Origin of the sequence: Haematobacter missouriensis, assembly GCF_000740775.1 — a bacterium.
Classification (GTDB): Bacteria; Pseudomonadota; Alphaproteobacteria; order Rhodobacterales; family Rhodobacteraceae; genus Haematobacter; species Haematobacter missouriensis.
In genome coordinates this window covers 65836-80897 of the sequence record NZ_JFGS01000018.1, presented here as the reverse complement: position 1 = coordinate 80897, position 15062 = coordinate 65836, and the positions used below count along the sequence as shown (strand labels likewise).

13 protein-coding genes and 1 pseudogene are annotated in these 15062 nt (G+C 66.6%); 10 read left to right on the top strand and 4 right to left on the bottom strand.

The features are described 5' to 3' along the window. Both CG51_RS19555 and CG51_RS12010 read right to left on the bottom strand, forming a co-directional pair. A pseudogene (locus CG51_RS19555) lies at window positions 1-439 on the bottom strand (transposase); the annotation flags it as partial. A gap of 273 nt (window positions 440-712) precedes the next feature. After that, a complete protein-coding gene (locus CG51_RS12010; protein ID WP_416171702.1) occupies window positions 713-1474 on the bottom strand; it encodes an arylesterase in 762 nt (253 codons plus the stop codon). Here CG51_RS12010 and CG51_RS12005 point away from each other — a divergent pair. Both CG51_RS12005 and CG51_RS12000 read left to right on the top strand, forming a co-directional pair. Next, on the top strand, window positions 1473-2165 hold the full coding sequence (locus CG51_RS12005) for an ABC transporter ATP-binding protein (RefSeq protein ID WP_035745334.1): 693 nt from the start codon (window positions 1473-1475) through the stop codon (window positions 2163-2165). The genes CG51_RS12010 and CG51_RS12005 overlap by 2 nt on opposite strands. Continuing rightward, window positions 2162-4690 (top strand): ABC transporter permease, encoded by a 2529-nt coding sequence (locus CG51_RS12000; RefSeq protein ID WP_035745331.1) that lies wholly within the window; start codon window positions 2162-2164, stop codon window positions 4688-4690. Before CG51_RS12005 ends, CG51_RS12000 begins: the two co-directional genes overlap by 4 nt. 65 nt (window positions 4691-4755) lie before the next feature. Here CG51_RS12000 and CG51_RS20950 read toward each other — a convergent pair whose 3' ends face one another. Further along, window positions 4756-5697: a helix-turn-helix domain-containing protein gene (locus CG51_RS20950; protein WP_084695162.1), complete on the bottom strand. Its 942-nt coding sequence runs from the start codon at window positions 5695-5697 to the stop codon at window positions 4756-4758. A 169-nt stretch (window positions 5698-5866) separates the two neighbouring features. Between CG51_RS20950 and CG51_RS11990 the strand changes: the two genes are divergently transcribed. From CG51_RS11990 to hemC, 7 genes are all read left to right on the top strand, one after another. Continuing rightward, a complete protein-coding gene (locus tag CG51_RS11990; protein WP_051930503.1) occupies window positions 5867-7009 on the top strand; it encodes an amine dehydrogenase large subunit in 1143 nt (380 codons plus the stop codon). A 2-nt stretch (window positions 7010-7011) separates the two neighbouring features. Next, on the top strand, window positions 7012-7545 hold the full coding sequence (locus CG51_RS19200; RefSeq protein ID WP_051930501.1) for a MauE/DoxX family redox-associated membrane protein: 534 nt from the start codon (window positions 7012-7014) through the stop codon (window positions 7543-7545). A gap of 12 nt (window positions 7546-7557) precedes the next feature. Further along, window positions 7558-8145 (top strand): redoxin family protein, encoded by a 588-nt coding sequence (locus tag CG51_RS11980; RefSeq protein ID WP_035745327.1) that lies wholly within the window; start codon window positions 7558-7560, stop codon window positions 8143-8145. A gap of 85 nt (window positions 8146-8230) precedes the next feature. Then, window positions 8231-8752, top strand: coding sequence for a methylamine dehydrogenase light chain (locus CG51_RS11975; protein WP_035745324.1), 522 nt, complete (start codon window positions 8231-8233; stop codon window positions 8750-8752). Then, window positions 8745-9173, top strand: a complete 429-nt coding sequence (locus tag CG51_RS11970) for a c-type cytochrome (protein WP_051930499.1) — start codon at window positions 8745-8747, stop codon at window positions 9171-9173. Before CG51_RS11975 ends, CG51_RS11970 begins: the two co-directional genes overlap by 8 nt. A 409-nt stretch (window positions 9174-9582) precedes the next feature. Further along, entirely contained in the window at window positions 9583-9909 is a 327-nt protein-coding gene (locus tag CG51_RS19195) for a cytochrome C (RefSeq protein WP_143412870.1), read from the top strand. A 427-nt stretch (window positions 9910-10336) separates the two neighbouring features. Continuing rightward, entirely contained in the window at window positions 10337-11284 is a 948-nt protein-coding gene (gene hemC, locus CG51_RS11960) for a hydroxymethylbilane synthase (protein ID WP_035745322.1), read from the top strand. 152 nt (window positions 11285-11436) lie between these two features. On the opposite strand, the gene CG51_RS11955 is transcribed toward hemC, so the two are convergent. Further along, window positions 11437-12336 carry a LysR substrate-binding domain-containing protein gene (locus tag CG51_RS11955; RefSeq protein WP_035745320.1) on the bottom strand — a complete coding sequence of 300 codons (900 nt, stop codon included), beginning with the start codon at window positions 12334-12336 and terminating at the stop codon, window positions 11437-11439. Between the two features lie 98 nt (window positions 12337-12434). Between CG51_RS11955 and CG51_RS11950 the strand changes: the two genes are divergently transcribed. Beyond that, window positions 12435-13661: an aminopeptidase P family protein gene (locus tag CG51_RS11950; protein WP_035745318.1), complete on the top strand. Its 1227-nt coding sequence runs from the start codon at window positions 12435-12437 to the stop codon at window positions 13659-13661. The last annotated feature ends 1401 nt before the right edge of the window (window positions 13662-15062 follow it).

The following is a 15062-nucleotide window of genomic DNA, read 5'->3' as shown; positions in this document are numbered from 1 at the left end:
AGTGCCATCGACCGAGACGTGATCGTCGGACAGCAGTGGTGCCACCTCCCGAGGCGCCAGGATGGCAGCCATGATCTTGCGGGACATGTCCGTGTCAGCAGCCGGTCGCGGTTCTTCGTGAACACCGTGGGCACCCACACCGCGTCATCCATTCCGAGGCCTACGAACCACCGGAACAGCAGGTTGTCGTCCATCTGCTCCATGAGCTGCCGCCCGGAACGGATCGAGTAGAGGATTTGCAACAGGCTGGCGCGGATCGAGCGTTCCAGCGCGATGGAAGGGCGGCCCTCACCAGCATAAAGCCAATCGAACCCGGCATCCAGTGAACGCAGGGCATCGTTGACGACGGATCTGATCTTGCGCAGCGCCGGGACGGGATGCGATTCTCAAGATCGACATAGCTGAACAGAGACCCCGTTACCTCGTCCGATCCCCGCATCGCCACCTCCGTCATACCGTGGGGGCGATGAACCATGTTCTCCGATGGGCATCGAGACCGGAGTTTTTCAGCAGCCTGCTAGATTTGGCCGGCAAAACCATGCGGCAGCACCTGGCGTCCGCGCGGATTGGTTTGGTCGATGGGCAGGAACCGGAGAACCCCTGCCGTCAGGGGGCATGCTCTGGTTCTGGCCCCGAAATGCGTTGATCTTTGGCTGGACTTCGCCAGTTTGCGAATGATCTCCACCCAACGGAGACCCAAAGGCACAGCCTGTCAGGGCTTTGCCCGCGCCTGCTCCGCCAACTCCAGAACGGCGGGGCCGATATGCTCCACTACCAGCGTGACGCCCTTGGCGGAGGGGTGAAGGTTGTCGGGCTGCATGACACCCGCCGCCACCCGCGCGTCGCTGTCCATCACCGTCAGCGGACCAAGGAAATCCGTCACCAGAAGCGTGTGATGCTCCTGCGCCAGCGCGGGCCACATCGCGTCGAACTTCGCCTTGTAATCCGCGCCGTAGTTGCCGGGCGCGGTCTGGCCGATCAGCAGCACCGGCAGCCCCCTTTCGCCCGCCGCGCCGAGGATGCGCTCCAGATTGGCGCGGGAGGCATCATAGGGCAGGCCCCGCAGCAAGTCGTTGCCGCCAAGCGCCACGATCAGCGCATCCGTATCAGGGGTGAGCGACCAGTCCAGCCGCTGAAGCCCGCCCGCCGTTGTATCGCCCGAGACACCTGCGTTCACCACAGTCACCTCCGCGCCCTTGGCGTCGAGCCACGCCTGCAACTGCGGCACGAACCCTTCGTCCTGCGGCAGCCCGTACCCTTGCGTAAGGCTGTCGCCGAGCGCCACTATTTGCAGCCTGTCCGCCGCTCCGGCAGGCAGCGGCATTGTCAAGGCTGCGACAATCGCGAGCTTGCCGATCACGTTTCCCGCGTCATATCGCAAAGCCCTTGCCGCATGGGCGAAGCACCCGGCAAGACGCGAGAGAGACAGCGGGAAAAGGGCGGACATGGGCAAGGCGGCGGGGTCGGAGAGCATGGGCGAAGCAGTCCTCAAGCTGGATAATGTGGAGCTTACACTCGCCGGAAACGCGGGCCGGGTCGAGATCCTGCGGGGCATCACTCTGGAAGTTGACCGGGGCGAGAGCATGGGGCTCGTCGGACCTTCCGGGTCGGGCAAGTCCTCGCTCCTCATGCTCATGGGCGGGCTGGAGCGGCCGACCGCGGGCCGGGTCACCGCGCTCGGCAAGGATCTGTCGGGGATGGATGAGGATGGGCTGGCCCGGTTCCGCCGCGGACGGATGGGCATCGTGTTCCAGTCGTTCCACCTCGTCCCGACGATGACGGCGCTCGAAAACGTAGCCCTGCCGCTTGAGATCGCGGGAGAGGCGGATGCCTTCGACCGCGCCGCAGCGGAGCTTGCCGCCGTTGGCCTGTCGCACCGCGAGGGCCACTATCCCGCGGAGCTTTCGGGCGGCGAGCAGCAGCGCGTGGCGCTGGCCCGCGCCGCCGCACCGCGGCCGGAGCTGTTTCTCGCCGATGAACCGACCGGCAATCTCGACGGGCGCACGGGGGCGCAGATCATGGACCTGCTCTTCGACCTTCGCGACCGCCATGGCGCGACGCTGGTGCTCGTCACTCATGCGCCGGAGCTGGCGGCGCGCTGCGACCGGCTTATCCGGCTGGCGGACGGGCGCATCGACACCACGGATATGGTCCCCGCCGCATGAGCCCTTTCCCCCCGATCGCCTGGACGATCGCCCGGCGCGAGCTTCGCGGCGGCCTGTCCGGCTTCCGCGTGTTCCTCCTGTGCCTGATCCTCGGCGTGGCCGCCATCGCGGCGCTGGCAACGGTGCGGTCCGCCATCACCGATGCGCTGGCCGATCAGGGGCGGGCCCTGCTGGGGGGCGATGCGCAGATCGAATTCACCTATCGCACCGCAAGGCCCGAAGAACGGCAATGGATGGAGGACCACGCCATCCGTCTTTCCGAAGTGCTGGAGTTCCGCTCCATGGCGCGCGCGGGTGAGGATGTCGCGCTCACGCAGGTCAAGGCGGTAGACGCCGCCTGGCCCATGGCGGGGGAGTTGGAGGTCGAGCCGCCGATGCCGGTCGCCGACGTCTTCGCCCTGCGGGACGGCCTGCCCGGTGCGGCGATGGACGGAGTTCTGGCAGACCGGCTTGGCCTTGCCCCCGGAGACAGCTTCGCCGTGGGGGACGTGACCTTCCGCCTTTCCGCCCGGATCGTGCGGGAGCCGGACAATACGTCGGGCGGCTTCGCCCTTGCCCCCCGCACGCTGGTCCGGTCGGAGACGGTGCTGCAGACGCCGCTCCTCGCCCCCGGCTCCGTTTTCGACGCCGAATATCGGATGCTGCTGCCGGAGGACACCGATCTTCCCACGCTGGAAGCCGCCGCCAAGGCGCGGTTCGAGGGGGCGGGCATCCGCTGGCAGGACAGCCGCCGCGCCGCGCCCGGGGTTGAACGTCATGTCAGCCGCATCGGCTCGTTCCTCATCCTGCTCGGCCTCGCGGGGCTGGCCGTCGGCGGCGTCGGGATCGCTGCGGCGACGCGGGCGTGGATCGCGCGCAAGACCGGGACGATCGCCACGTTGAAGGCGCTCGGCGCGACGGGCGGAGAAATCCGCGCGGCCTTCCTGCTCCAACTGGCGTTGATCGGTGCGCTGGGGATTGCGGGCGGGCTTGTGCTCGGCACCCTGCTGCCATTGGCGGCGGCCCCTTTCATCCGGGGCCTGCTGCCGGTGGAGATCGCGCTCTCCCCCTCCCCCCGCGCCATGGCGGAGGCGGCGACCTATGGCGCGCTCATCGCCACGATCGCGGTCCTGCTGCCGCTCGGGCGGATGGCGTCGGTGCGGCCTGCGCTGCTCTACCGCGACACCGGCCCGGCCCGGCGGAGCCTCCCGGGAACGGCGACGCTCGGACTGCTCGCGCTGCTGGTGCTGGCACTGATCGGGGCCGCCGTGGGCTTTTCGGGAGAGCCGCGCCTGACGCTTGCCACGCTGGCGGGCATCGCGGTGGCGCTGGCGCTGTTGTGGTGCGTGGCGCGGGCGCTCCGCTGGCTCGCACGCGGGCTGGCGGGCGCGCGGGTCGCGCGGGGGCGGCCCATGCTCCGCGCGGCGCTGGCGCAAATCGGCGGTCCGGGGAGCGATGCGGGCGCTGTCGTCCTGTCGCTCGGCCTCGGCCTCTCGGTCCTGGCTGCGGTGGGACAGGTGGAGGCGAACCTGCGCAACGCCATCTCGGCCGACCTGCCGCGCATCGCGCCCGCCTTCTTCCTCGTGGATATACAGCCCGACCAGATCGGCCCGCTGGAAGCCCGCCTGACTGCCCTCCCCGCCGTGGAGAGATTGCAGACCGCGCCCATGCTCCGGGGTGTGATCACCCAGATCAACGGCCGCGACGCGCGATCCGTCGGGGGGGACCACTGGGTTCTGCGCGGCGACAGGGGCGTGAGTTATGCCGCCGACCCGCCGGAGGGCACGCGGCTTGTCGCGGGAGCATGGTGGCCCGCCGACTACAGCGGTCCGCCGGAGGCCAGCCTCGCCGCAAGAGAAGCGGCGGAGCTGGGGCTGACACTGGGGGACCGGCTGACGGTGAACATTCTCGGCCGCGACATTGAGGCGACGATCACCTCCCTTCGCGACGTCGACTATCGCCGGGACGGAATCGGATTCTTCCTGATCCTGAACGCCGCCGCGCTGACCGGCGCGCCGCACACCAACATTGCCACCGTCTATGCCGCGCCGGAAGCGGAGGCGGGAGTGCTCCGTGCCATTGCAGGGGATTGGCCCAATGTGACGGCCATCCCCGTGCGGGAGGCGCTGGCCCGCATAGGCGAGGCGCTGACGCTCGTGGCCCGCGCCATCGTGCTGGCGGCGGGCGTGACGCTTCTGACCGGGGCCGTGGTGCTGATCGGCGCCGCTGCTTCGGGGGAGCGGGCACGGGCGAGAGAGGCGGCACTGCTCAAGGTGCTGGGCGCGACGCGGGGAAGAATCCTGTGGTCCTTCGCGCTCCGCGCGCTGCTGACCGGCGGCGCGACGGGGGTGGTGGCCCTCGGCTTCGGGCTGCTGGCGGGATGGCTCGTCATGCATCTGGTGATGGAAGAGAGCTACCGCCCCGCCAGCGGGCCGGCGCTTGCTGTCGTTCTGGGCGGCGCGCTCGCCACACTGGCCGCGAGCCTGGCCTTTGCGATCCGTCCGCTGGCAGCGCGCCCCGCGGCCATACTGCGCGCGGAGGAGTAACTACCAACGCGGCGGTATCGACCGCCGCCATGGACAGGGCGGCCATACCGCGTGCGGAGGAGTGACTACTCCCCCGCCAATGCAAGGCGCCCGCGGAGCGTGTCTGTCGGGCGCTCGCCGAACATGGCGCGATACTGCCCCGCGAACCGACCCCAGTGCAGGAACCCGTGGTCGAGGGCGATGTCCGAGACTTTCGCAGCCCTTTCCCGCCCCCCGGTCTCCCGCGCGGTGAGAAGCGCCCGCCGAGCAAGGTTCAACCGCTGCATGGTAAGCAGCCGGTCAAGCCCAAGCCCGGCCTCGGCCATGCTCGCGCGGCGAAGGGTGCGGCTGTCAAACCCCGTCGCGGCCGAAAGCTGCGTGACGGTCATATCGACCGCCTCCGCCGCAGCAAGCCAGTCCAGCGTCGCGGCAAAGGCCCGCGCGGTTCCCTCCCGGCGCTTGCGCGCCCAGACCCGTTCCTCGAACCACAATGTAAGCCGGTCGGTAATGAGCCCGGGCGCGATGGCGAGAAGCGAGGCATTGCCCCGGCTATAGGCGCCGTCCGTGGGGGAGATGAGAAAGTCGAGCCATTGGCCCGTCTGCGCGATGCCTCCCTTCGACTGATGGTGGAACACGCCGGAATATCCAAGCTGGGCGCCCACCTCCTTCGCTGCCGGAAGAAGATCGACAGGCAGTTCCACCGATATGCAGCGCACGCCCGGGCGTTGCAGCATGGTGAGCCAGCGGGCCGTCATGGCGAAACCAGCCTCCAGCAGCGACGAGCCGCCACCTTCAGTTCCCCCGAGCAGGAAATACACCGCCAGCCGCCCTTCCGGCATGGAGAAGCTGTTGAGCGTCAGGCGCTGCATCTCCTCGCAGTAGATGGAGAGGGTGCCGAAATCGAGCCTGCTGATCTCTCCCAGAACTCCGCCCGGTGCGACCGGGTGGTAGCGCTGCTCCCATCCAGGCATGCCGCATTCCAGCTCCTCGATGGCGTGGCAGAGAGTGTGGCGATACGTCGGTGTCATGCGTTCGGCCTGCGCCCGCAGCGCCACATGGGCAAGCCGGGCCGCGGCGAAACGTCGCTGGATTTTTTTCAGATGCCCGCAAATTAGGCGAATTTTATCGTTCTGCCCGGATAGATCGCGCGGTCACGCAGGCGTTAACAAGGGCCAAACGAACCGCAGGAGAGACCGGATGCGAGTCCCAGCAATCATCTGCGCCGCCTGTGCGGGCCTTGCCGGACAGGCGGCCATTGCACAGGAGGCGATCGCCCCCGAGAAGCTGACCGTGGAGGAGCGCATCGCCCCTGGCCCGAATGTCCTTACCCTCGATCAGAGCTGGAGCGGACAGTCCCGGATCAACGTGCTGTCCACGTCCGACCTCAAGATGAAGGGCAACATGGGAGTGGGCCTCATCGGGCAGATGGTGCTCGCTCCCGGCGGCGAGACGCTCTACACCGCCTCTATCTATGCTCCGCGGATCACCTATGGGCCGCAGGAGGCCGTGATCCATGAATTCGACATCGCCACGCTGACCCACAAGCGCGAGTTCACCGTCTCCAACAAGATGGCCATGGCCGAACCGCAGCCCGCGCTGCTGCAACTCGCGGGGGATGCGAAGTTCCTGCTGGTGCAGAACGCCACCCCCGCCACGTCGGTCAGCGTGGCCGATCTCGCCAAGGGTGAGCAGATCGCCGAAGTGCCGACGCCCGGCTGCTGGGGCGCGCTGCCCGTCGCGCAGGATCTGAAGTTCCTGAGCCTCTGCGGAGATGGCACGATGCAGGTCTTCTCCTTCGATGCCGCAGGCAAGGTCGGCGAGCCGGTGAAGAGCGAGAAGATTTTCGACGCCGACAAGGACGCATTGTTCACGAACCCGGCAAAGATGGGCAATGACTGGCTGTTTGCCTCCTTCAACGGCAACCTCTACCACGTCGCGATAGCGGACGGCAAAGCCGTCCTGGTGGACAAATTCGCCGCGACCGAGGGCGTGGAAGGCGACTGGGCGCCGGGTGGATCCGAAGTGATCGCCTACAACGCGCCCACCGACACGGCCTATGTGCTGATGCACTCGGGCGCCAAGGACGGCAGCCATAAGGACGGGGCGGAGGAGATCTGGGCCGTCAATGTGAAGGCGAAGAAAGTCCTCTACCGTTCCAACGCACATGCCGAGAACACCATCACCGTGACGCAGGGCGCGATGCCGGTGATCTTCGCCGCGTCCGAGGAAAACACCCTGTACCGCTACGAGGTGGACCCGGAGGCGAAATTCGCCGCGAAGCTCGCCGGAGAGGCGGAGGACATGGGCAATTTCGTCGGCCTCGTTCTGGCGACGGAGTGACCATGACGGAGGCAGGCGTCTATCTCTCGGGCGCGCTCACCGCCTTCGTGGCGCTGATCCTGCTCGGCGCGGCGTGGCACAAGGCGCAGTCCTTCCTCGAAACCACCGGTTTCGTGGCGGGCTACGGTCTTGTCCCGCCGGGGCGGGAGGCCGTCGTCCTCCGTCTGCTGATCGCGTCAGAAGCGGGTGCGGTGGCGCTTCTTGTCATGCCGTGGACACGGGTGGCGGGCGGCGCGCTCGCGGCGGCGCTTTTCGCGGGCTATGGCGTGGCGATGGGACTGGCGCTCCGCGCGGGAAAAGACCGGATCGAATGCGGCTGCGGCGGCGCGCCGCAGATCGTCTCCCGGCCCGTGATCCTGCGCAACCTCATCCTCGCCGCCGCCGCGCTCGCTGTCGTTCTGCTGCCGGAAGGGCCGATGGGCCCGGCGGCGGCGGCGGTCGCACTCGCGGCGGGAATTACGCTCTGGTGCGTCTATGGCATCGTCGAGCGGCTTCTGGCCAATGCCGGCCATATGCGCCTCGCGGCGCGATCCTGACGGAGAGAACCGATGAATATTCTTACCTTCGCGGTGGTCGCGCTCTGGATCGTGGTGATGATCCTGATCGCCGTCGTCTTTGCCCTCGCCCGCCAGATCGGCGTTCTGCTGGAGCGGGTGCAGCCTGTCGGCGCCATGATGGCAGACAAGGGCCCCGACATCGGCGCCCGCGTGCCGGAGATGCTGCTGCCCAACCTGAACGGCGCGCCGGTCCCGCTGGGCGGTGCATCGGGACGGAGCCAGCTCGTATTCTTCCTCTCGACAAGCTGCCCGATCTGCAAGGCGCTCGTCCCCGCGCTGCGCACTGCCGCGCGGGCGGAGGGGGATTGGCTGGACGTGGTCCTCGCCTCCGATGGCAAGCCGGAACCGCATCTCGCGATGATCGGCAAGGAGCGGTTGCAGGATTTCCCCTATACGCTCTCCTCCGACCTCGGGATGACGTTCAAGGTGGCGAAGCTGCCTTTCGCAGTGCTGATCGACGGCAACGGCGTGATCCGCGCCAAGGGCCTCGTCAACAACCGCGAGCAGCTCGAGAGCCTGTTCCACGCCGCGGAACTCGGCCGCCCGTCCATCCAGAGCCTCGCCGCCGCCCCGGCCTGAATCTCCTGTCCACCCCCGGCGGTGGATGTCCCAACCTCTCTTCCGGCGCTTCGGCCCGGACCCGCATCTGAAAGGGAAACGTTCCATGACCCGCTTGACCGACAAGCTCTTCAAGACACTCGACGCGGCAGTCGAGACCGGCGCCCGCAGCTCCGCCCGGACCCATGGCCGCCGTTCCTTCCTTGCCAAGGCTGGAGCAGTGCTCGCCGGTGTCGCCATTTCGCCGATCCTGCCCTTCGACCGCCGCGCCAAGGCTGCGGAGACCGCGGAGGACGCCTGCGATTACTGGCGGCACTGCGCGCTCGACGGCAACTTGTGCTCCACCTCCGGCGGGTCGCTGACCTCCTGCCCGCCCGGATCTTCCGCCTCTGCCGTGTCGTGGGTCGGCACCTGCCGCAACCCGGATGACAATAAGGATTACCTCGTTTCCTACAACGACTGCTGCGGCAAGGCGTCGGTTTCCTCGGCCACGTCCTGCTACACGTCGAAGGGCGAGCGTCCCGGCTACCGCATGGGCCTCTACAACGACATCAACTGGTGCATGGCCAATACCGACAAGGGCTATCACTGCACCGTGTCGGTCGTCGTGGGACTGGCGGATGAATAAGATCGCCACGTTCATCCTTGCCGCCGCCCTTCCAGGGGCGGCGCTGGCGGATGGCGCAGCTCTCTTTGCCGACAATTGCGCGGCCTGCCATGCGGAGGGCGGCGTCGGCACGCCGGGGCTCGCCCCGCCGCTGGTGGACGCCGAACTGTGGACGCGGCTCGGGCCAAAGGCTCCCGACTACATCGCGGGTGTGCTGGCCTCCGGTCTCACCGGCCGGATCACCGTCGCCGGGGTGGATTACATTGGCCTCGCCATGCCGGAACAGACGCAACTTTCCCCCGCGGAGATGGCGGAGGTAGCCTCCTACGTGCTACAAACGCTCAACGGACTGGCGCAGCCGGTGACGGAGGAGCTCACGGCGACCACGCTCGCCACTCCCCCCGACCATGCAGCCCTGCGCAAGCTCCGCAAGGGAGAGTGAGATGACCAGGTCTGTGCAAGCTCGTCCGAACGGGCCGGGGCGGAGCCCGTCGTTATCCGCCCCCGCAGACCAGAGCGGCGCGCAGCCGATGATATCGGAACTGATGCTGGCAGGCGGCACAGGGAAGCGACTGTCGCGGGTACGGCCCCGGTCCTGTTCGCGCACATATACGGCGGGAATGGGCACTGCGGGAGCAGACCGGATACAGGCCGCGCAAGGACAGCCGATACGCACGGGCTTGGCGCTGGTACGCCGCTGTCTCAGCGCGCCCGCTCGGAAATCCTTGGGAAGCGCGCTGCGGGGGATCGTGGCGGCCGCGATGCTGGCGGCGCCCGCTTTGGCAGAAGGCCAGACGGGTGCGCGATCCGCGCATGTAAACTATGTCCTGCGGTGTGCGGGATGTCACGGCATGACCGGCGAGGGAACGGAGATGGGCGGGGTGCCCACCTTCCTCGACAGCATTTCCGCACTTGCGGCGGATGACCGGGGGCGGAGCTATATCGCCCATGTGCCCGGCATCAATTCAGCCGATCTCTCCCCGGCGGAGATCGCCGCCGTGCTGAATTATGTGGTGGCGGAATGGGGCGATCCCGCGACGGATGTGCCCGCCTTTACCGAAGAGGAAATCGCTCGCCGCCATGCCGAGCCGATGCGCGACATCGTGGGCGCCCGCCGCGAGGTCGTTGATCGCCTGGCCGCCGAGGGCAAGGCTACGGCACCATATCCCTGGCCCTGATTATCTTGGACCCCGAGAGGCTGCTGGAAAAGTTCTGAACTGTCATCCCTCTGCTCTGAAAATCGTGAAACGGGCCCAGAACGTCTGGCCATAAGGCCGCATTCCTCCGATTTCGAACGATTTCCAGCCGAAGGCGCGGCGAGAAGCCCTTTTCACAAAGCTGCCAATCTTCCCTGCCACCGACTATCCCGGATACCGTTCGACGGAAACGGTCTGCCCCTCGGTCTGGCCGCGTCGATGGCGTATGCGGGTGCCCGCGCGCGGACTTCGCCCCGGCCGCGTACCTCCGGGCCACCCCTGCCGGTGTGCTGGTCGGGGCGGTGCGGGCGCGAACTCTACACCAAGACCTCCGTATGACGTCACGGAATTGCCGTTGCGGTTCCGGGGTTGGGCCGCTATCCGATCCGACATGATACGGAGCCTGCCGATGCCAGACGTTACTGTCCCGCTGAAGATCGGAACCCGTGGGTCACCGCTCGCCGTGGCGCAGGCGGTCGAGACGCGCAACCTCCTCATGGCCGCGCATGGTCTGCCGGAGGACCGGTTCGAGATCGTGGTGATCTCCACCACCGCCGACCGCGTGCAGGACCGCGCGTTGAAGGAGATCGGTGGCAAAGGACTGTTCACCAAGGAGATCGAGGAGGCGCTGCTTTCCGGCTCCATCGACCTCGCCGTGCATTGCGTAAAGGACATGGCGGTAGAGGAGCCTGCGGGCCTCATCTCCGACTGCCATCTGGAGCGTGAGGATCCGCGCGACGTATTCCTTTCGACCGGCTGGGCGACGCTGGCCGATTTGCCGGAGGGAGCGGTTCTGGGCACTTCCAGCATGCGCCGGAGGGCACAGGCGCTGCACCTGCGGCCCGATCTTCAGGTGGTGAACTTTCGCGGAAATGTTCAGACCCGGCTCAGGAAACTGGGGGACGGCGTGGCCGCCGCGACCTTCCTCGCCCTCGCGGGGCTGAACCGGCTCGGCATGCAGGATCACGCGAAGACCGTTGTCTCCGCCGATGACATGCTGCCCGCCGTGGGACAGGGCGCGCTCGTCATTCAGCGGCGGCGGGAGGATGCGCTGGCTGCAATGCTGACGGCCCCACTCCACCATCGGCCAACCGAAATTCAGATGGCCTGCGAGCGGGCCTTCCTCGCCACGCTGGAGGGCTCCTGCGAGACGCCGATCGCCGGACTTGCGGAATTCGAGGGTGATCTTCTGCGTTTCCGGGGCGAGATCCTGACGCCCGACGGCAACGCCCGGCTGACGGTGGAAACGCGCGGCACGCCTGCCGATGCCGCCGCGATGGGCGAGGCGATGGCGCGCGACCTGCTGTCCCGCGCGCCTGCGGATTTCTTCGCCTGGCGGCGCCCCGTTCAGGCCTGAGGGGCGGGGCCTGCGAGCCGGGGGCTTTACGGGCGAGGCTTGACGGGCACGGACTCGACAGGCCGGGGCCTGACGGTGGCCACGCGCCAGGTCTTCCGAACCAGCCCGTCCATACCGCAGGTCATCGGGACAAGGCCCGCACCTCTCCTCCCTCACTCGCCGCGCCGCTCAGCAGCAATCCATGAGAGGAACGCCTGTCGCGCCTTGATGCGTGGCGCGTCGCGCGGGGTCAGCGCCGATTGCGTCAGATAGTAATCGAACTCCTCCAGCACCGGTATGTCGGAGAGCTGCACAAGCCGCCCCTCCGCCAGATCTGGACGGATCATGGAGAGGGAGCAGAGCGCCACCCCCTGTCCTGCCAGAGCCGCGGCACGGAGCAGGTTGAAATCCTCAAACATCGCTCCCGGCAAACGATCGGGAGCAGGCTGGCCCACGCGCGCAAACCAGGTCTTCCAGCCGGACGTGTCGCTGTCGTGCAGAAGCCCCGCCTTCAGCAGCCACTCCGCGGTCAGCGGTGCAGCCGGCGGTTCGGCCAGAGCGGGGCTTGCCACAGGCACGCTCCGCCCCGAAAGAAACCGCTCCGCCGTCAGCCCCTCTCCCGTGGGCGGCACGTCGGAAAAGGTAAAGGCGAGATCCGTTCGGGCGAAATCGATGGCATGGCCATGGTGCGCGTAGATGACGTGAAGCTGGATGTCCGGGTGAAGCACCCGGAAGCCGGGCAGACGCGGGATCAACCAGCAGATCGCAACAGAAGGAATCGCTGCTACGACCAGCACCTCCTCAGCCGTCGCCGGACGCGCACGACGGCAGGCGGCATCAATCCCGTCAAACGCGGTGGTGAGGTCACGGGCAAGCGCTACGCCGCGTGGCGTGAGGCGGGGCACCCGCCCGCTCCGGTCGAAAAGCGCCGCGCCAAGCCATTCCTCCAGATGCCGGACCTGATGACTGATCGCGGGCTGGGTGACGAACAGACTCTCGGCCGCGCCCCGGAAGCTTCCGGTACGGGCGACAGCCTCAAAGGCACGGAGAGCGGTCAGCGGCGGTTGCGACATGGGCCTTACATGAGAATATCTAATAGGCCTATTATAAATGCTCTTTTGACGTGGGCAATCCGAACCGCCATTCTTGAAAAAAGTAATGAGGATGGCAGATGGAACGCGAAAGACTTCAGGACTTCTCCGGCAACGGCAGCAAGGTGGCGGGGACATTTTCCGCGGGTGAAATGCAGCGCAGGCTGACGGCGATCCGAAGCTACATGGCGCAGGCGCGGATAGACGCGGCGCTGTTCACCTCCTACCACAATATCAACTATTACGCCGACTTCATGTACTGCCAGTTTGGTCGGCGCTATGGGTTGCTTGTCGATCACGAGCATGCGACCTCGATCAGCGCGGGGATCGACGGGGGCCAGCCATGGCGCCGGACATTCGGGCGCAATCTCACCTATACCGACTGGCAAAAGGACAACTACTTCCATGCCATCGCACAGGTGATCGGAGCGGCAAGGCGCGTGGGGATCGAGTTCGACCAGGTGAGCGTCGATCTTCTTAATCTGCTGCAGGATGCCTTTCCAAGTGTTGTGTTCGTGGACATCGCCGCGCCCGCCATGCGGCTCCGCATGATAAAATCGGCGGAGGAGATCGCGCATATCACCGAAATGGCGCGGATCGCGGATATAGGCGGCGCGGCCTGCGTAGAGGCCACGGGCACAGGCGTGCCGGAGCATGAGGTGGCTTTGCACTCCACCGCCACGATGGTGCGCGAAATCGCCCGAAGCTGGCCGGAGGCTGAATTGATGGACACGTGGACATGGTTCCAGTCGGGCATCAATACGGATGGCGCACACAACCCCGTCACGTCGCGGCGTATCCAGCGTGGCGATATCCTTTCGCTCAACTGCTTCCCGATGGTCGCGGGCTATTACGTGGCGCTGGAGCGGACGCTGTTCGCGGAGGAGGCAAGCGATGCCCACCTGCGGCTGTGGGAGTTCAACTGTCGTGTCCATGACAGGGGCAAGCAACTGCTGGTGCCGGGCGCCAGATGCTCCGACATCGCGGCGGAACTGAACGACATGTATGCAGCCGAAGGGCTGCTCCGCTACCGCAGCTTCGGGTATGGCCACAGCTTTGGCGTGCTGTCTCACTACTACGGGCGGGAGGCAGGGCTGGAGCTGCGCGAGGATTGCGAGACGGTACTGGAGCCGGGCATGGTCATCAGCATGGAGCCGATGATCACCATCCCCGAAGGCCAGCCCGGCGCGGGCGGTTATCGGGAGCACGACATCCTGGTGATCGGCGAGGCCGGCAGCCACAATATCACGCGGTTCCCCTACGGCCCGGATCACCTCATCGTCGGCGCAGCGAGCCGGGCGGCATGACGTAAGGACGGGAGGGTGACGAGAAGCGCCGTACCGGGGGTCGCAAGCTTTGTCCGGTGGCGGCGCTCATACCGTCCGGCGCCGCCATTGTATCAATGGCGGTCTCGACGCATGGCTGACACAGGCCTCCTCACCTGCCATCGCACGGAGCAGCCCCCGCCCCTCGCCACGCAAGGGACCGAAAACATGAGGGGGCGGTGCGGAGCCGGCTCCGCCTAACAGGCTGCTGAAAAGAGGCTTTTTGGCCCTTCTTGGAGTGGAAATCGTTCGACATCAGACGAAATCCCGCCGGAAATCCATATACTTCCGGGCCTTTTCGGGCCGATTTTCCGATTTCCGGCGCATAGCATGACACTCCAGGACTTTTTCAGCAGCCTGCTAAACGAGCATCGGTCAATGGCAATCCGCATGGGCCTCCGGCAGTGGCGTAGCTCTGGATGTCTCGGCGGCAGCAGGTACACACAAAATCTCATAGCGTAAGCTCCACGTGCAGACCATGCGTGTCGGCATCAGCGCGATCTGCTGAGACGGCAGCGGGCCGCACAAGCACCGGTCCAACCCCTGCCCCGGCCCCGGCCCCGGCAAACGGTGGACCTCCAGGCAAGTGTCTCCCATGCGAGGGGCCCTCCGACTCACCCGGATGAGCTACGGTGCCTTCCGGCTCGAGGATCCAAAACCGCGGTGGACCACTCGCGCGTTCTACGCGATTAACTCGGCCTGAAGCCGGATCCGGAACAGACCCGCCATCACCCGCAGGCTTGGCATGAGGCTGAGAAGTCGGCCCCGCTGGCTCGCCCTGGGGGGCCGCCCTTCCCGACGGCCGGGCCCTGGACAGCCCCTCGTCAAACCGCGCAAGCTGTCCTCCAGAATTAGCAGGCAGAAATACCGCGAGGACAGGCCCTGTCTGACCCGAAAATCGGTGGACCGTCACGCTCGCCAGACCTTCATTTCAAGCATAGCGATGACCAGTGGAGCCACTTGCCGCCACTGGCGTTCTTCGTTCGAAGTCCCTAAGCCCCTCTATCTTCAGCCCCTCGACCTCCATTGACCGACAGATGAATCATCCGGAAGCTGCCGCGCACTTATGAGCCTCGCAATAGTCGTGGAACGCGCTCCAGTCAGGCCCGCGCCCCTGAGCATGGTGACTTTTGAACTGAGGCCAACTGGGTTGAGCGGTGCGGAATGATCTCCAGACCTCCCACGTTCGAGCTCAAAGGCATGGAGGCCGCGATCCATGGCGGACTATTCCCCCCGATGATCCGCTCGGACCTGCATGAATGCGCCTGCGTCTTAATCCGCCGAGAGGCATCCGACCTGCTCCTCCCCCCTTGCTGAACTGCGTTTCGCCAAGCACCCGCAACTTCTGCAAGGGTCGCGCACCATCCGTGTTCGATGTGCTGT